At 71.3% G+C, this 16,700-nt stretch carries 13 protein-coding genes and 1 pseudogene; 6 read left to right on the top strand and 8 right to left on the bottom strand.

Annotated features, from left to right (window positions below):
• Positions 1–28: 28 nt before the first annotated feature.
• Genes ACYQ0U_RS16225 through ACYQ0U_RS16235 form a run of 3 tightly spaced genes read right to left on the bottom strand, consistent with a single transcriptional unit; the run spans position 29 to position 2,648 of the window.
• On the bottom strand, positions 29–775 hold the full coding sequence (locus ACYQ0U_RS16225; protein WP_459974752.1) for a phosphoadenylyl-sulfate reductase: 747 nt from the start codon (positions 773–775) through the stop codon (positions 29–31).
• Positions 772–930, bottom strand: coding sequence for a hypothetical protein (locus ACYQ0U_RS16230; protein ID WP_459974754.1), 159 nt, complete (start codon positions 928–930; stop codon positions 772–774). The genes ACYQ0U_RS16225 and ACYQ0U_RS16230 overlap by 4 nt, the downstream gene beginning before the upstream one ends.
• Positions 927–2,648, bottom strand: a complete 1,722-nt coding sequence (locus ACYQ0U_RS16235) for a nitrite/sulfite reductase (RefSeq protein WP_459974756.1) — start codon at positions 2,646–2,648, stop codon at positions 927–929. The genes ACYQ0U_RS16230 and ACYQ0U_RS16235 overlap by 4 nt, the downstream gene beginning before the upstream one ends.
• Positions 2,649–2,988: 340 nt before the next feature.
• On the opposite strand from ACYQ0U_RS16235, the gene ACYQ0U_RS16240 reads away from it, so the two are divergent.
• On the top strand, positions 2,989–4,437 hold the full coding sequence (locus ACYQ0U_RS16240; RefSeq protein ID WP_459974757.1) for a glycine hydroxymethyltransferase: 1,449 nt from the start codon (positions 2,989–2,991) through the stop codon (positions 4,435–4,437).
• A 43-nt stretch (positions 4,438–4,480) separates the two neighbouring features.
• Complete coding sequence (locus ACYQ0U_RS16245; RefSeq protein WP_459974759.1) at positions 4,481–5,863, top strand: cation:dicarboxylate symporter family transporter; 1,383 nt, start codon at positions 4,481–4,483, stop codon at positions 5,861–5,863.
• A 21-nt stretch (positions 5,864–5,884) separates the two neighbouring features.
• Here the strand turns inward: ACYQ0U_RS16245 and ACYQ0U_RS16250 are convergent, their stop codons facing one another.
• A complete protein-coding gene (locus ACYQ0U_RS16250; RefSeq protein ID WP_459974761.1) occupies positions 5,885–7,537 on the bottom strand; it encodes an acyl-CoA dehydrogenase family protein in 1,653 nt (550 codons plus the stop codon).
• Between the two features lie 17 nt (positions 7,538–7,554).
• Between ACYQ0U_RS16250 and ACYQ0U_RS16255 the strand changes: the two genes are divergently transcribed.
• The 4 genes from ACYQ0U_RS16255 (at position 7,555) to mmuM (ending at position 12,908) form a co-directional block, all read left to right on the top strand.
• Positions 7,555–8,514, top strand: coding sequence for a YihY/virulence factor BrkB family protein (locus ACYQ0U_RS16255; RefSeq protein ID WP_459974762.1), 960 nt, complete (start codon positions 7,555–7,557; stop codon positions 8,512–8,514).
• Positions 8,515–8,524: 10 nt separating this feature from the next.
• A complete protein-coding gene (locus ACYQ0U_RS16260; protein ID WP_459974764.1) occupies positions 8,525–9,622 on the top strand; it encodes a potassium channel family protein in 1,098 nt (365 codons plus the stop codon).
• A gap of 103 nt (positions 9,623–9,725) precedes the next feature.
• Positions 9,726–11,708 (top strand): sensor histidine kinase, encoded by a 1,983-nt coding sequence (locus tag ACYQ0U_RS16265; protein ID WP_459974766.1) that lies wholly within the window; start codon positions 9,726–9,728, stop codon positions 11,706–11,708.
• Between the two features lie 318 nt (positions 11,709–12,026).
• Positions 12,027–12,908 (top strand): homocysteine S-methyltransferase, encoded by an 882-nt coding sequence (gene mmuM / locus ACYQ0U_RS16270; RefSeq protein ID WP_459974768.1) that lies wholly within the window; start codon positions 12,027–12,029, stop codon positions 12,906–12,908.
• 6 nt (positions 12,909–12,914) lie between these two features.
• Here the strand turns inward: mmuM and ACYQ0U_RS16275 are convergent, their stop codons facing one another.
• The 4 genes and pseudogenes from ACYQ0U_RS16275 to ACYQ0U_RS16290 form a co-directional block, all read right to left on the bottom strand.
• Positions 12,915–13,361, bottom strand: coding sequence for a hypothetical protein (locus ACYQ0U_RS16275; protein WP_459974770.1), 447 nt, complete (start codon positions 13,359–13,361; stop codon positions 12,915–12,917).
• Between the two features lie 269 nt (positions 13,362–13,630).
• A complete protein-coding gene (locus tag ACYQ0U_RS16280; RefSeq protein ID WP_459974772.1) occupies positions 13,631–15,259 on the bottom strand; it encodes a class I SAM-dependent methyltransferase in 1,629 nt (542 codons plus the stop codon).
• A 368-nt stretch (positions 15,260–15,627) separates the two neighbouring features.
• A pseudogene (locus ACYQ0U_RS16285) lies at positions 15,628–15,732 on the bottom strand (ATP-binding protein); the annotation flags it as partial.
• A 35-nt stretch (positions 15,733–15,767) separates the two neighbouring features.
• On the bottom strand, positions 15,768–16,700 hold a 933-nt coding region (locus ACYQ0U_RS16290; RefSeq protein WP_459974774.1), incomplete at its 5' end, for an IS3 family transposase.

The following is a 16,700-nucleotide window of genomic DNA, read 5'->3' on the forward strand; positions in this document are numbered from 1 at the left end:
ACGCTGCCGGTCTGCTGGGAGTGCGAGATCATGAGTGGATCCCGCACTCGGTCTTGTTGGTGCCGGCCCAGCGCCCGCTGCGCGGGTCCTCGCCGGGGGCGACGCGACGCGTGCACGGCCAGCAGCCGATCGAGGGGTAGCCGTCGTAGACCAGCGGGTTCACGAGGATCCCGTTGTCCGCGATGTACCTCTCGACCTGCTCGTCGGTCCACCGCGCGAGCGGGGAGACCTTGACCTTGCCCTTCTTGGCGTCCCAGCCGATCACCGGCGCGATCACCCGGTTGTGGGTCTCCGCGCGGCGCAGCCCGGTCGCCCAGGCGTCGTACTGCTCCAGCGACTCGGCCAGCGGGGTGACCTTGCGCAGCTTGCAGCACAGGTCCGGGTCGGTCTTGTAGAGGTCCTTGCCGTACGTCGCGTCCTGCTCGGCCACGGACTGCACGGGCGTGATCGTGAGCATGTTGACCGGCATGGTCGCCTCGACGGCGTCCCGGGTGCCGATGGTCTCGACGAAGTGGTAGCCGGTGTCGAGGAAGACCACGTCGATGCCCGGCGCGACCTTCGACGCGACGTCCGCGAGCACGGCGTCACCCATCGAGGAGGTCACGCAGAAGCGCTCGCCGAAGGTCGCGACGGCCCACTCGATGATGTGCTCGGCGGGCGCGAGCTCGAGCTCGGCGCCCCAGTGGGACACCAGCTCGCGCAGCTCCTCCGGCGAGCGGCCGGCGGTCTCGGTGCCGCGGAAGGCGCGCGCCGAGCGGGTGGTCGCGGCGGTCACGAGGGCGCACCTCCCGGTCGTAGGAGTCCGATGAGCTTGAGGGAGAAGGCGCGCATGCACGCCCTGCACTCCCAGGCGCCGTGCGCACCCTCGTGAGGACGCAGGTCCTCCTCCCCGCAGTAGGGGCAGTGGAAGGGCACGGCGCGTTCGCTCATGCGGAGACCCCCTCCAGGGTCTTCTCGCCGCGGACCAGGTCCTCGTCGGCCCGCAGCACCCAGGTGGTGAACGACTCGCCGTCCTCGCGGTCGACCAGGTAGTTCGTGACCAGCGAGGTGACGTAGTCGTCGAGGCCGGCGCTGGTGACCTTGTGGGCGCGCAGCTTGCGACCGAAGTTGGCCTGGAGGCCGGTGGCGCCACCGAGGTGCACCTGGAAGCCCTCGACCTGCTCGCCCTCGTGCATCACCAGCTGGCCCTTGAGGCCGATGTCGGCCACCTGGGTCCGGGCGCAGGCGTTCGGGCAGCCGTTCACGTTGACCGTGATCGGGGTGTCCAGGTCGGGGAAGCGCTTCTCGAGCTCGGCGACCAGGGCGCGGGCGCGCTCCTTGGTGTCGACGATGGCCAGCTTGCAGAACTCGATGCCGGTGCAGGCCATCGTGTTGCGCCGCCAGTTCGACGGGCGGCCGGACAGCCCGATCCCGTCGAGCGCGTCGAGCAGCGGGTCGACCACGTCGGGCTCGACGCCGATGAGCACGATCTTCTGGTACGGCGTGAGGCGGGCGCCCGCGACGCCGTACTCCTCCATCAGGTCGGCGAGCTGCACGAGGAGCGTGCCCGACACGCGGCCGGCGGTCGGCGCGATGCCGACGTACTTCTTGCCGTCCTTCTGGTCGTGCACGCCGATGTGGTCGCGGTGGCCGACCGGCGACTCGGGGGACGGGTTCGAGACCAGGGCGCGACCGAGGTACTCGTTCTCCATCACCTCGCGGAACTTCTCCACGCCCCAGTCCGCCACGAGGAACTTCAGGCGGGCCCGCGAGCGCAGCCGGCGGTAGCCGTAGTCGCGGAAGATCGAGGCGACGGCCTCCCAGGCGTCCGGGACCTCGTCGAGCGGGATCCACACGCCCAGCTTCTGGGCGAGCATCGGGTTCGTCGACAGGCCGCCGCCGACCCACAGGTCGAAGCCGGGGCCGTGCTCGGGGTGGACGGTGCCGACGAACGCGACGTCGTTGATCTCCGGCGCCACGTCGTGCGACGGGTGGCCGGTCAGCGCGGTCTTGAACTTCCGCGGGAAGTTCGCGAAGTCCGGGTTGCCGATGTAGCGGCGCTCGATCTCCTGCAGCGCCGGGGTGCCGTCGATGATCTCGTCGACGGCGACGCCGGCGACCGGGGAGCCGAGGAACGGTCGCGGGGAGTCACCGCAGGCCTCGAGGCTGTGCAGCCCGGAGGCGTCGAGCCGGTCCCAGATCGCCGGCACGTCCTCCACGCGGATCCAGTGGTACTGGATGTTCTCGCGGTCGGTGACGTCGGCGGTGTTGCGGGCGTAGTCGACGCCGATCTGGCCCAGGGTGCGCACCGTCGCGGGGGAGAGCAGCTTGCCGTCGGAGCGGACGCGCAGCATGAAGTAGCGGTCGTCGAGCTCCTCCTCCTCCAGGATCGCCGTCTTGCCGCCGTCGATGCCGGGCTTGCGCTGGGTGTAGAGGCCCATCCAGCGGAAGCGGCCGCGCAGGTCGGCGGGGTCGATCGAGTCGAAGCCGCGCTTGGAGTAGATGTGGAGGATCCGGTCGCGGACGTTGAGCGGGCTGTCGTCCTTCTTGGACTGCTCGTTCTTGTTCAGCGGCTCGGTGTAGCCGAGCGCCCACTGGCCCTCGCCACGCTTGGGGCGGGGGATCTCGGTGCGCTCGGCGCGCTTGGCGGTGAAGCGGAGGTCGGACATGTGCGTCGGTTCCTTGACGGTCCTGGAGCGGTCGGCGCGCGACCTGCGACCGGCGTCGTTGCCGGGAGGTCAGCGGCCACGGGGGCGGCTGGTCAGGAGTGCCAACACATCGAGCTGCGCGTACGACCGAAGTCCACGTGGCGTCGGACCACGAGGTGCTTGTGCGTCGCAGCGAAGGTCATGTCAAGGAGTCTCAGGGGTCGGACGCCGTCCCCACAAGCTGAAATCCCATGAAGTGAGACGGGTATCCGCGATGTGAGACACGGCGCGAGCGTTGCCGGTCGGGGGTCGGAACGCCTGCGGTCCACGTCACATTCCCATCACCACTACGCTTCTGCGCATGAGCGACGAGCGCATCGATTCCCTGACCAGCAGCGCCTACCGCCAGGCCCTCGAGGTGATCGCCTCGGTCGAGCCGCGGATCGCGGAGGCCACCCGCCAGGAACTCGTCGACCAGCGAGGTTCGCTCAAGCTGATCGCGAGCGAGAACTACGCCTCGCCGGCGGTCCTGCTCACGATGGGCACCTGGTTCAGCGACAAGTACGCCGAGGGCACGGTCGGCCACCGCTTCTACGCCGGCTGCCAGAACGTCGACACCGTCGAGGCGCTCGCCGCCGAGCACGCCCGCGAGCTGTTCGGGGCGCCGTACGCCTACGCGCAGCCGCACTCCGGCATCGACGCCAACCTGGTCGCCTTCTGGTCGATCCTGGCCCACCGGGTCGAGACGCCCGCGCTGGCGAAGCTGGGCGCGAAGAACGTCAACGAGCTCACCGAGGAGGACTGGGAGACGCTGCGCCACGAGCTCGGCAACCAGCGCCTGCTCGGCATGTCGCTCGACGCCGGCGGCCACCTCACCCACGGCTTCCGCCCGAACATCAGCGGCAAGATGTTCCACCAGCAGCAGTACGGCACCGACCCGGAGACCGGCCTGCTCGACTACGACGCCGTCGCGGCGAAGGCGCGCGAGTTCAAGCCGCTCGTGATCGTGGCCGGCTACTCGGCGTACCCCCGCCGGGTGAACTTCGCCAAGATGCGCGAGATCGCCGACGAGGTCGGCGCGACCCTCATGGTCGACATGGCGCACTTCGCGGGCCTGGTGGCCGGCAAGGTGTTCACCGGTGAGGAGGACCCGGTGCCGTACGCCCACCTCGTCACCACCACCACCCACAAGTCGCTGCGCGGCCCGCGCGGTGGGCTCGTGCTCGCACAGGAGGAGTACGCCGGCGACGTCGACCGTGGCTGCCCGATGGTGCTCGGCGGCCCGCTGTCGCACGTGATGGCCGCGAAGGCCGTCGCGCTCGCCGAGGCCCGCCAGCCGGCGTTCCAGACCTACGCCCAGCAGATCGCGGACAACGCGAAGTCGCTGGCCGACGGGTTCCTCTCGCGCGGCGCGACCCTGGTCACCGGCGGCACCGACAACCACCTCGTGCTGCTCGACGTGTCGCCCTTCGGCCTCACCGGCCGTCAGGCGGAGTCGGCGCTGCTCGACGCGGGCGTGGTCACCAACCGCAACTCGGTCCCGCAGGACCCCAACGGCGCCTGGTACACCTCCGGGATCCGCCTCGGCACCCCGGCGCTGACGACCCGCGGCTTCGGCCACGACGAGTTCGACCGGGTCGCCGAGCTGATCGTGCACGTCCTGCAGAACACCCAGCCGGGCACGACCAAGGACGGCAAGCAGTCGAAGGCGTCGTACACGCTCGGCGACGGCGTGGCCGGCAAGGTCCGCGACGCGTCGGCCGAGATGCTCGACAAGCACCCGCTCTACCCGGGCATCGACCTGTCCTGACCGCCGGGGTTAGGCCCCGTCACGCCACGGGTACGCGACCAGCATGGCTGAGACTCGGGCGCAAGCCGGCACCACCAGCACCGCAGCACCGCGCAAGAACCGCACGCACTGGCTCTACGTGGCGGTCATCGTCGCGGTGGCGCTCGGCATCCTCGTGGGGATGCTCTTCCCGGACTTCGCCGTCAAGCTGAAGCCGCTGGGCGAGGGCTTCGTCGGGCTCATCACGATGATGATCCAGCCCGTGATCTTCTGCACGATCGTGCTCGGGGTCGGGTCGGTGGCGAGCGCCGCGAAGGTCGGCAAGGTCGGCATCGGCGCGCTGCTCTACTTCCTGCTGATGTCCACCTTCGCGCTGACGATCGGCCTGGTGGTCGGCAACCTGCTGCACCCCGGCGACGGGCTGAACCTCGACGACGACGTGGCCGCTGCCGGCGCCGCGCAAGCCGAGGAGGGACATGCGAGCACGACCGACTTCCTGCTCGGCATCATCCCGGACTCGCTGTTCTCGTCGCTGACCTCCGGCGACGTCCTCCAGACCCTGCTGGTCGCGCTGCTGATCGGCTTCGCGCTCCAGCAGATGGGCGCGGCCGGCAAGCCGATCCTCACGGTCGTCGGGTACGCCCAGAAGCTGGTCTTCCGGGTGCTCGCGATGATCATGTGGGTCGCCCCGATCGGCGCCTTCGGCGCGATCTCCGCGGTCGTCGGCGAGACCGGCGTCGACGCGCTCAAGAGCCTGGCCGTGCTGATGGTCGGCTTCTACCTGACCTGCGTCGTGTTCGTCTTCGGCATCCTCGGCACGGTGCTCAAGGCGTTCGCCGGCGTCAACATCTTCGCGCTGTTCCGCTACCTGGCCCGCGAGTTCCTGCTGATCCTCGCGACGTCGTCCTCGGAGTCGGCGCTGCCGCGGCTGATCGCCAAGATGGAGCACGCCGGGGTGGACCGGACGACCGTCGGCATCGTGGTGCCGACGGGCTACTCCTTCAACCTCGACGGCACCGCGATCTACCTGACGATGGCCACGCTCTTCATCGCGGAGGCGATGGGCGACCCGCTGAGCATCGGCTCGCAGATCTCGCTGCTGGTCTTCATGGTGATCGCCTCGAAGGGCGCCGCCGGCGTCACCGGCGCCGGCCTGGCCACGCTGGCCGGCGGCCTGCAGTCCCACCGTCCCGAGCTGGTCGACGGCGTGGGCCTGATCGTCGGCATCGACCGGTTCATGTCCGAGGCCCGCGCACTCACGAACTTCGCGGGCAACTCCGTCGCCACCGTGCTCATCGGCAGCTGGACCGACAGCGTCGACCGCGAGCGGCTCGACCGGGTGCTCGCCGGCGACCTGCCCTTCGACGAGGCCACGATGATCGACGACGCGCCCACTGACGACGCGGACGCTCAGCGTGAGGCTGCGTCGATCGCCAGTCGCACGTAGCCGCACGTAGGCGGACGGCCGTCAGGCGACCGGCGTCGCGCGGGCCACGATCGAGCGCAGGTCACCGCCCTCCAGGGCGCCGAACGTGCCGTCGAAGGACGAGCCCAGGCGGGAGGCACAGAACACGTCGGCGACCTCGGGCGGTGCGTAGCGGACCAGCAGCGAGCCCTGGAGCACGGCCGCCATCCGGCCGGCCAGGCGTCGGGCGTTGGCCTCGAGCCGGTCGGGCTCGCCCATGAGCGAGCCGAGCAGCGCGAGGGTCTCCTCGATGGCCCGGTCCAAGCGGTGGTCGCCGCCGCGGGCACGACCGACCTCGGTGATCCACGCGTCGAGCACCTCCGGCTCGCGGCCGAGCGCGCGGAGGACGTCGAGGGCGTTGACGTTGCCGGACCCCTCCCACACCGAGTTGAGCGGCGCCTCGCGGTAGAGCAGCGGCAGGCCGGACTCCTCGACGTACCCGTTGCCGCCGAGGCACTCGAGCGCCTCCGCGACGAGGTACGGCGTGCGCTTGCACACCCAGAACTTGGCGAGCGGCAGCGCGATCCGGCGCAGCGCGGCCTCGTGCGGGTCGCGCACGTGGTCGACCGCCGAGGCGAGCCGCATCGCGAGCGCGGTGGCGGCCTCGGTCTCGACCGCGAGGTCGGCCAGGACGTTCTGCATCAGCGGCTTCTCGCTGAGCAAGGAGCCGAACGCGGACCGGTGCGCGGTGTGCCAGGTGGCCTCGTTCACCGCACGGCGCATCAGCGAGGTCGAGCCGAGCACGCAGTCGAGGCGGGTCGCGGCGACCATCTCGATGATCGTGCGGACGCCCCGACCCTCGTCGCCGAGCCGCTGCGCGACGGTGCCGTCGAACTCCAGCTCCGACGAGGCGTTCGAGCGGTTGCCGAGCTTGTCCTTGAGGCGGACGACGTCGAGCTGGTTGCGCGTGCCGTCGGGCAGCACCCGCGGGACGACGAAGCAGGTCACGCCGCCCTCGGCCTGCGCCAGCACGAGGAAGACGTCGTTCATCGGGGCGGACGTGAACCACTTGTGCCCGTGCAGGGTGTACTCGCCGTCCACGGAGGTCGGCCGCGCCTCGGTGACGTTGGCCCGGACGTCGGAGCCGCCCTGCTTCTCGGTCATGCCCATGCCGGCCAGCGCGCCGCGCTTCGACGACGGGAGGCGTACGCCGGGGTCGTAGGCCGTCGAGGCCAGCAGGGGCGTCCACTCCTTGGCGAGCGTCTCGTCCGCGCGCAGGGCGGGCACGGCGGCGTACGTCATCGAGATCGGGCAGCCATGGCCGGGCTCGGTGTGCGACCACGCCATGAAGCCGGCGGCCCGCCGGACGTGGGCGTAGGGGGAGCCGGCGTCCTGCTGCTCCCACGGCCGGGCCGCGAGCCCGTGCCCGACGGCCCGCTCCATCAGCCAGTGCCACGAGGGGTGGAACTCCACCTCGTCGACCCGGTTGCCGTACCGGTCGTAGCTCACCAGCCGCGGGTGGTGCTCGTTGGCGAGCATCCCGTGCTCGCGAGCCTCGGCCGACCCCGCCTCGGCGCCGATCCCGGCGAGGTCCTCGACCACCTCGGCGGACGCGTGGCGCGTGACCGCCTCGACGAGGGCGTGGTCGCCCGTGACGATGTTGTGACCTGCCAGCAGGGGTGGCTGGTTCGTGGCTACCCGGATCTCCGAACGCATGCCCTTACGTTAGAACCATGTCCGGGGCCGAGAGCGTGGAGCGTGCCGTCGTGGCCTGGTTCCACCGCACCCGGGAGCTCGTCTGGCGGCTCGTGGTCACCACGGTGGCCTCGTGCCTGAAGTACCGCGTGACCGGGCTGGCCGCCGAGGCGGCGTTCTTCGCGGTGCTCTCGGTGCCGCCCCTGATCTTCGCGATGGCGGGCGCGATCGGCTTCGTCGCCGACCGGTTCACCGCCGACCAGGTCGCCGACGTCCGCCAGGCGGTCATCGACCTCTCCAGCCGGGCGCTCACCGAGAACGCCGTCAACCAGATCATCGTGAAGACCATCGACGACGTCCTGCGGCCCGGACGCTTCGACATCGTCTCGCTCGGCTTCGTCCTCGCGCTCTGGTCCGGCTCCCGGGCCCTCAACGTCTTCGTCGACACCATCACGATCATGCACGGGCTCGGCGGGCACCGGGGGATCGTCAAGACCCGAGCGCTGTCCTTCCTGCTCTACCTGCTGGCGATGGTCACCGGCGTCGTCTCGATCCCGCTGGTCGTCGCCGGCCCGAGCCTGGTCGCCGACTGGCTGCCCGAACGGCTCGACTTCCTCATGGCCTTCTACTGGCCGATCGTCTTCGTGGTCTGCATCTGCTTCCTCGCGACGCTCTACCACGTGTCGGTGCCGGTGCGGACCAACTGGAGCTTCAACCTGCCGGGGGCGACGTTCTCCCTCGTCTGCTGGATCCTCGGATCCTTCCTCCTGCGCTGGTTCCTGACCGCCACCGCCGCTGACTCCGGCTCCGTCTACGGTCCGCTCGCGGCGCCGATCGCCGTCCTGCTGTGGCTCTACCTGCTCTCGATCGCCGTGCTCATCGGGGCCGCGGTCAACGCCGCGTTCGACGAGGTGTTCCCGCAGAAGGCGACGACCCGCGCGCGACTCGAGCTGATGCAACGGCTGCGTCGTCTCGGCTCGCGCGAGCAGACCGAGTAGGTTCACCCCCGTGCCGGAGGACTCCAGCGACATCACGCAGGGCCGCGTTCGCGGGAAGCTGGTGCTTCCCGAGCCCGGCCGCTCCCCGTGGTGGGAGCTCGGCCGCCGCCTCCTGCTGGCGCTGGCGATCCTGGTCGGCACCGTGCTGCTGGTCTGGTTCGACCGCCGCGCCTACATCGACGGCAACGACCCGACCGGCGCGGTCGACCTGGTCGACTCGATCTACTACACGACCGTGACACTGAGCACGACCGGGTACGGCGACATCGCGCCGGTCGAGCCGCACGCCCGGATGATCAACGCCTTCGTCATCACCCCGCTCCGCATCGCCTTCCTGGTGCTGCTGATCGGGACCACCCTGGAGGTGCTCGCCTCGCAGGGTCGCGAGCTGTTCCGCACCGCCCGCTGGAGGAAGCACATGAACTCCCACGTCGTCGTCATCGGCTACGGCACCAAGGGCCGCGCCGCCGTCGACACGCTGGTCAACAACGGCCAGGACCGCGAGGGCATCATCGTCGTCGACCCGGGCGCCCACGCCCTCCAGGAGGCGCACGCCGACGGCCTCGCGGTGGTCACCGGCGACGCCACCCGCCAGGACGTGCTGCGCCGCGCCGGGGTCGAGGACGCCAGCCAGGTCATCATCACCACCAACCGCGACGACTCGAACGTGCTCGCCACGCTCACCGTCCGCCAGCTCAACCCCGAGGTCTGGATCGTGGCCGCGGTGCGCGAGCAGGAGAACGTCGCCCTCATGCGCCAGTCCGGCGCCAACTCCGTCATCACCTCCTCCGACGCCGTGGGCCGCCTGCTCGGCCTCTCGTCGCTGTCGCCGACGCTCGGCTCGGTGATGGAGGACCTCCTCACGTACGGCGAGGGGCTGGAGGTCGCGGAGCGCGACCTGCTCGTCAACGAGGTGGGCCAGCAGCCGCAGTCGCTGCCCGACCAGGTGATCGCGGTGGTCCGCGACGAGAAGGTGTACCGCTACTTCGACCCGGTCGTGACGCTGCTCGCCCGCGGCGACCGGCTGATCGTCGTACGCCCCGCCAAGGAGCTGCCGTGGGCACCCCGGCCGGGCACCCACAACGAGGCCCTCGCCGACGGCGACTGATCTCGCTGCGGCGCGGTTCCCACACTCGGGGCCGTTTCGGGGTCTAGCCTGCTCACATCAGTGGGGGCTGAGTGTGGGAGTGGGGATGCCGGGAGACCGGAGCATGCCGCGTGCAGTCGTGCGCCCGGGCTGGACCGTCGGGTTCGCCGGGCTGCTTGTGCTGCTCGCCGCGGCCACGAGCCGGGCGGGCTACGAGGGACCGGGCTTCAGCACGGCCCTGCCCACGGGCGGCTTCGCGATCCTGTGGTTCCTGCTGCGCGGTGCCCGTGTCCTCGGTGTCGACACCGTCCTGCTCGCCCTGGTGGCCTTCGTCGCCAACCTGATCCTGGGCTCCGAGCCGGCCCTCGCGGGTGCGATGGCCGGCGCGGTCGTGGTGCAGGCGCTCGCGGCCGTGCTCCTCCTGCGGCGCTGGTGCCCGGAGCTCTGGGGCTGCGGCGGCGACCGGCCGCTCGACCGGCCTCGGCTCCTTGCCCGGTACGGCGCCGCGCTCGTCCTCGCGACCGCCCTCGGTGCCGTCCTCGCGACCGTCGGCTGGACGCTCGTCACCGAGGAGGTGCTCGACCTCGGGGGCCCGCTGTGGTTCGGCCGCAACCTCTGCAGCGCCCTCGTCGTCGTGACCGTCGGCCTGCTCGTCGGCGAGCGCGCCACCTCCGAGAGGCCGCGTCCGCGCCTGCTCAGCGGCGCCGGATGGCTGGAGCTGGTCGCGGCGACGCTCTTCACCGCCGGCATGTACGTGCTCGCCTTCTGGTTCGACGGACTGCCGCTGGCCTTCCCGCTGCTCGCCGCGACGGTGTGGTTCGGGCTGCGGTTCTCGACGCTGCTCAGCGGCGCGCACTCGTTCCTCGCCGGCGTGGCCACGATCTTCCTGACCATGTCCGGCATCGGCCCGTTCGCGGCCGTCGACCGGGCCGACCTCGGCTACCTCCTCGCCGAGTTCTACGTCGGCACCATCGTCATCTGCGGGCTCGCGCTCTCGACCGGCCGCGACGAGCGGCAGGCGCTGGCTGAGGAGCTGCGCCGCACCCGCCAGGAGGCGGAGTACCAGGCGAGCGTGCGGGAGGCCGTCATCGGCTCGATGAACGAGGGCCTGTTCGTGCTCGACGACCGCGGCCAGGTGCTGCTGCACAACGCCTCGGCCGCCGCCCTGTTCGGCGTCGCGGAGGGCGAGGTCACCCGCGACGAGCTCGCGTCGCGGTCGAATCGCTGGGCCGACGGCAGCCCGCTGCTCGACGCCGACCGGCCGTCGGCCCGGGCGCTCGCGGGGGAGGCGGTGCACGACGCGGAGGTCATGCTGAGCGTGCCCGACCAGCCGGACCGGGTGGTCGCGGTGTCCGCCGTACCCCTGCCGCGCGACGCGCGCGGCCGGGCCCGGGCGCTGGTGATCTTCCGCGACGCCACGACCGAGCACGCGCGGCGCGAGGAGCTGGCGGCCTTCGCCGGCGTCGTCGCCCACGACCTGCGCAACCCGCTCGCCGCGATCGACGGCTGGACCGAGATGATCGCCGACGAGGTCGACTCCGGAGCCCTCGACGCCCAGCTCGCCCGCGAGTTCGTGTCCCGCGTGCGCTCGTCGTCGCGGCGGATGCGCGAGCTGATCCGCGACCTCCTCGCGCACGCCACGAGCAGCGCCCGGGACCTCGAGATGTCCCGGGTCGACGTGTCCGCGCTGGCCCGGGAGATCGCCGCCGCCCGGCACGCCGAGCAGCACGTGTCCTGCGAGGCGGTCCCGGCCGTCATGGGCGACCCGGTGCTGATCCGGCAGGTGCTCGACAACCTCGTCGGGAACGCCCTCAAGTACGTCGCCCCCGGCGTCGAGCCGTGCGTGTCGGTGCGCGGCAGCATCGAGCAGCCCGGCTTCGTCACGGTGCGCGTCGCGGACAACGGCATCGGCATCCCGCGGGGCGAGGAGGAGCAGATCTTCGAGGAGTTCCACCGCGCCCACCACCGCGACTACGAGGGCAGCGGGCTCGGGCTCTCCATCGTCCGCCGGATCATCAGCCGGCACGACGGGGCGATCGTCGCCCTCCCGAACCCGTCGGGGCAGGGCACCGTCTTCGAGCTCACGCTGCCGGCGTACGACGCCTGAGCTCCACCCGGTCGGGTGAGCCGCCGAGGACCTCTCGTCACGGATGCTGCAGGTCCAGCGATGCTGCCCGCCTGTTCGCACTTCGGGGGCGTGGGCACGGCGGGCGGCCGCTGGACCACCTCGCCGATCTTCCTCCAGATTCCCGCAACCGGCCACGCGGACCGGCTCGTTCTGCCTACGCTCTTCTCGGACCGCGCCGGTGACCCGAGACGCCGGCGCGGTCCACCTCCCGGGGACGGAACCCGGGACGCATCGTCGACAGGGAGGTGGCCCGAGGTCGTCGCTGCCCTCGGGCCCTCCCTGTCCTCGAGGCCCGGCATGACCCGGCAGAATGTCGGTGTGCTCGTGCTCGACGGTGGTCTCTCGACGGCGCTCGAGGAGCAGGGTGCCGACCTCTCCGGCGCGCTGTGGACCGCCCGGCTGCTCGCGGACGAGCCCGAGCGGATCGCCGCGGCCCACCGGACCTTCTACCGCGCCGGCGCCCAGGTGGCGACCACCGCGAGCTACCAGGCGAGCACGGAGAACCTCGGCGACGACGCGCCCCGCCTGATCGCGCGCAGCGTGGCGATCGCCCGCGAGGTCCGCGACGAGCTCGGCGGCGAGCTCGGCGGTGACCGGCTGGTCGCCGCGTCGGTCGGGCCGTACGGCGCCGTCCTCGCCGACGGGTCGGAGTATCGCGGCCGCTACGGCGTCAGCGCCGCCCGGCTGCGCGAGTTCCACCGCCCACGGCTCGAACTGCTCGCCGCGGCCGGCCCCGACCTGGTCGCGGTGGAGACGATCCCGGACGTCGACGAGGCCGAGGTGCTCGTGGCGTTGCTGGACGAGGTCGGGCTGCCCGCGTGGTTCACCTACGCGGTCCGCGGGGACACCACCTGCGCGGGCCAGCCGCTGTCGGCGGCGTACGCCGTGCTCGCCGGCAGCAGCACCCTCGTCGCCGCGGGGGTGAACTGCTCGGCGCAGGAGGACGTGCTGGGCGCCGTACGCACCTCGGTGGCGGTGACCGGCCTGCCCGCCGTCGCCTACCCGAACCGCGGCGGCAGCTGGGACCCGGTCGCCAAGCGCTGGGCGTACGGCGACCCGCTCGACCTCGACCTGGTCGGGGAGTGGGTGCGGGCCGGAGTGACGCACGTCGGCGGGTGCTGCGGCACCGGGCCCGCGGACATCGCCGCGCTGGCCGGCCGGGTCGCCGCGCTCAGCTGACCTCGCTCACGCGCGAGGGGCTCCTGGTCCGGCGGGACCGGCCGGGCGGATCTGCTCCGCGCGCAGCCAGCCCTGATGTGCCTCGACCTCGTGGTGCCCGCCCCCGGACGCCCACACCACCCAGGCCAGCCACTCCGCGCCACCCACCGCGGGCAGCCCCCACCAGAAGAGCAGCAGGCCGGGATGTACGTCGAGCGAGTCCGGGCCCAGCCGCACCATCACGTGCCGCGGCGCCCGCGGAGCCGGGGGAGGACCGCTCGCGATCACGTGCTCGGGCCGCGTCCAGCCCTCGCGGACCCGTAGCGTCCCGCTCGGCTCCACGACCGCCGTCATCGTCCACGACTCGCTCCGCGGCCCCACGCTCCGCGTGGTCAGCTCGAGCCCGGGCCGCGCCCACCGCGCGTCGGGGGTCACGTTCACCCACACGTGGCGAGGGGTGGACGTCGGCGGCACGGCGTCAGATTAGAACAGGTGTTCGAACCACCGAGGCGCGACCCTGCCGTGGCCCGGAGGACTGGACCGGTGCGCGCCGATCCTTGCCCCGGCTCGTCTCCGTGGGTCTACTGGCGGGATCAGGCCGGCGAGGGGGACGGTTCCGTCCTCGTCCCCGGAGGGTCGCCATGGAGTGGAACGCGGTGTTCCTGGTCGCCGTGGCGATCGCCCTCCTGGTCGGCCTCCTCAGCTGACTCGAGCTCGCGCATCCGTCGCGTCGGTCTCGCCGGTCAGGGCCGACGGGCGATCACCCGGCACAGGACCGGGTCCTCGTCGCCCCACGGCGCCAGGCCGGACGACTCGACGTCGTAGTCGACCTCCCAGCCGCGTTCGCGGAGATCGGCCAGGAACTCCGCCGCGTTCTGGTAGCGGCGGTAGTGCTTGGGGTGGGCCTTCGCCAGCTCCTCGTCCTTGTCGGTGCGGAACTCGGCGACGAACAGGTCGCTCGGCCGGGCGTGGGCGTCGATCGCGTCCAGGAGCGCGGCCTGGGTCCGTGCATCGATCGCGTGCAGCACGAATCGGCTGTAGAAGACCCGAGGACGCTCGTCCTCCTCGCTGAGCGCGGCGGCGAGCGCGGCCTCGTCGGCGAGATCGCACACCGCGAAGCGAGCTCCGTCCAGACCCGCCTGGTCGGCCTTCTCGCGCGCGTGCTCGATCGCGACACCCGCACGGTCCAGCCCCAGGACCTTCCGTCCGCGGGTCGCGAAGAAGATCGAGTCCCGACCGTCCCCGCATCCGATGTCGACCAGGGTGACCGAGTCCGCACCCAGGCGGTCGTGCACGAACTGTGCGAACGACGACGCCTCGGCATGGCCGTGGTGGGCGTAGTAGTCGGCCCAGTAGACGTCGGTGACGCGTGACGGGGTCATCACTCCCGTCCGGTCGTTGCCGCGCTTCTCGACGTTCCAGCTGAAGGCGGTCTTGGGCTGGCGCCAGTCGTCACCGTAGAAGGTGGCCAGCAGTTCCTTCGCGCAGACCGGCACCAACGCCGTACGCCCCACGAACTCGATCTCCCGCGTGCCCTTCCAGGTCGCGGTCGTGATCTGCGTGTCGCCCGCGTAGCCGAACGGGTGCTGCATCACCCCGTCGGCGTCGAAGTAGACGTGGAAGATGTCGATGCGATGGCCGGGCCGAGCCGGGTCGATGACGTGGAGCCCGCCGCCCATCGCACCCACTCGGTAGCCGCGGGCGATCAGCACCTTCGCGATCCTGACCATCTCGTCGGCCGCTTCCGGACCGGTGGTCGCCGAGCTCACGAAGCTCGCGTCGTAGTCGTTGTCGTGCGCGAGGAACCCACCTTCGCGGATCGCGCCCAGCAAGGTCCCGTAGGTGATGAACAACTCGTAGCCGAACTCCTCGGCGAGCAGCGCGCGCATGGACTCGTAGAGCGAGGCGACCGCGAGCTGCCACTCCTCGTCGAGGCCCTTGGAGACCTGCACCAGCCCGGTGCGTCCCAGGAGGTAGCCCTCGTCGAAGCGCTTCTGCAGGTCCTCCGGCGTCCGGCCCCCGGACTGAGGGGCTCGCACGAACATGCCGTGCCCGTGGATGGGGAGGACCTGGGAGCCGACCACGACCCGCAGGGGCGTCCCCTTGGGCGCGTACTCCCACAGCTGGGTGATCGCGAAGGTGAAGGTCCGGATCTGCTGCCGGCTGTGTCGCTTGTCGCCCTTGGGTGAGGGCAGCGAGGGCGTCGGCGAGCCCGAGGCGTGCTTCCGGTTGGCGGACATGGCGCCGTCCGGCGTCGCGGTCGTCGTGCTCACCGTCATCGCCCCCAGCCGCAGCTGGACCTCCGTCGGCGGGCTGTCGTGCGGGACCGACACCCACCCGCGTACGGCCTGCTCCGTGAACGCCTCGACCATCCCGTTGACGTGGACCGGTGGAACCGGTGTGGCCTCGGGCGACCTGCGACGACGAGCTCGGCTGAACAAATTGCACTCCCATGATCGAAGAACGGGTGGCGACCGGAGCGCCACCCTCACGACAGCCGGGGTACACCGGACCGTCACATGTCAGCCAACCGTGCCGCGGCAGGCGAGGCAAGGACGCTGGTCGGCGCGTGGCCAGGTCGCGAGGTGATGGCGACACCGTCGGCGATCGCAGAGTGTCAAGGGACAGTAGGAACTGCCCGGTGGCGGACATGAGACCTGCCCGCTGACGGCCACGAGAACTGCCCGGTGGTGGCCATGGGATCTGCCCACGGGGCTGTGGGCCACCACCGACCAGATCGTCAGCTCAACGGGCTCACCCCCTGGCCGGCCAGTGCCTGGGTCAGCCGGACGCTGTCGCCGCTGGTTTGGCAGACGTGGGCATGGCGCAGGAGTCGGTCGACGGTGGGTCCTACCCCCGGATCTTGGACACGGGGTGTGATTACGCGGCGGTTGGCAGCGTAGCGGCGTGGCCGGTCTCGTAGGCGGTCGGCGACAGGTAGCGACGCCAGGAGTGGCGCCGCCGGGTGTTGTAGCGGGTCAGCCACTTGAAGACCTGGCGGCGGCAGGTGAGCTCGTCGGCCCAGGTCCGCTCGTCGTGGAGGACCTCGCGCTTCAGCGCGGCGTTGAATGACTCCGCGAGCGCGTTGTCGGCCGAGGACCCGACGGCACCCATCGACTCGATCACGCCGAGCTTCGCGCAGAGCTTGGCGTAGTCCTTCGAGCAGTAGACCGACCCGTGGTCGCTGTGGAAGATCGCCCCGGGCAGTGATCCGCGGGTCGCGGCCGTGGCCTTGAGCGCGTCCTCAACGAGCTCGGTGCGCATGTGATCCGCGATCGCCCAGCCCGCGAGCCGACGGCTGTAGCAGTCGATCACGGTGGCCAGGTACAGGTTGGCGCCGTCTGCGATCGGCAGGTAGGTGATGTCACCGACGTAGCGCTGGTTCGGCGCCGGGGCGGTGAAGTCCCGCTTGAGCAGATCGGGCACCTTCTGTCCCGATGGGTCGGGGATCGTGGTCCGCACGCGTCGCTTCTTGACGTAGCCGCAGATACCGGCCGCACGCATCACGCGGGCGACGCGCTTGTGGTTGACCCGCTGCTCAGGCGGTGCGCCGTCGTTGAGGTCGGCGGTGATCCGAGGCGCGCCTTGGGTGTTGCCAGCCTCGTGGACCTTGCGGATCCGCTCGACCAGCGCGGCGTCCGCGGCGGCCCGCTCGGCCCGCGCTGGTGCCCCGGCCTTCCACGCGTAGTAGGGGGAGCGCTCGATCTCGACCAGCTCACACAGTCGCTTCACCGTCCAGCCAGGGCGGGAGGTGGCGGAGTTGTCGGCGACGAACTGGAAGCGACTCACCAGCGCGTCTCCCCGGCGAAATAC

The organism is Nocardioides pyridinolyticus (genome assembly GCF_054653575.1).

Excerpts from the sequence above, each read along its gene's own strand:
- ACYQ0U_RS16235 (WP_459974756.1), bottom strand. The coding sequence starts at position 2,648 with ATGTCCGACCTCCGCTTCACCGCCAAGCGCGCCGAGCGCACCGAGATC.
- ACYQ0U_RS16245 (WP_459974759.1), top strand. The coding sequence starts at position 4,481 with ATGGCTGAGACTCGGGCGCAAGCCGGCACCACCAGCACCGCAGCACCG.
- ACYQ0U_RS16265 (WP_459974766.1), top strand. The coding sequence starts at position 9,726 with ATGCCGCGTGCAGTCGTGCGCCCGGGCTGGACCGTCGGGTTCGCCGGG.
- ACYQ0U_RS16255 (WP_459974762.1), top strand. The coding sequence starts at position 7,555 with ATGTCCGGGGCCGAGAGCGTGGAGCGTGCCGTCGTGGCCTGGTTCCAC.
- ACYQ0U_RS16240 (WP_459974757.1), top strand. The coding sequence starts at position 2,989 with ATGAGCGACGAGCGCATCGATTCCCTGACCAGCAGCGCCTACCGCCAG.
- ACYQ0U_RS16230 (WP_459974754.1), bottom strand. The coding sequence starts at position 930 with ATGAGCGAACGCGCCGTGCCCTTCCACTGCCCCTACTGCGGGGAGGAG.
- ACYQ0U_RS16280 (WP_459974772.1), bottom strand. The coding sequence starts at position 15,259 with ATGGTCGAGGCGTTCACGGAGCAGGCCGTACGCGGGTGGGTGTCGGTC.
- mmuM (WP_459974768.1), top strand. The coding sequence starts at position 12,027 with ATGACCCGGCAGAATGTCGGTGTGCTCGTGCTCGACGGTGGTCTCTCG.
- ACYQ0U_RS16250 (WP_459974761.1), bottom strand. The coding sequence starts at position 7,537 with ATGCGTTCGGAGATCCGGGTAGCCACGAACCAGCCACCCCTGCTGGCA.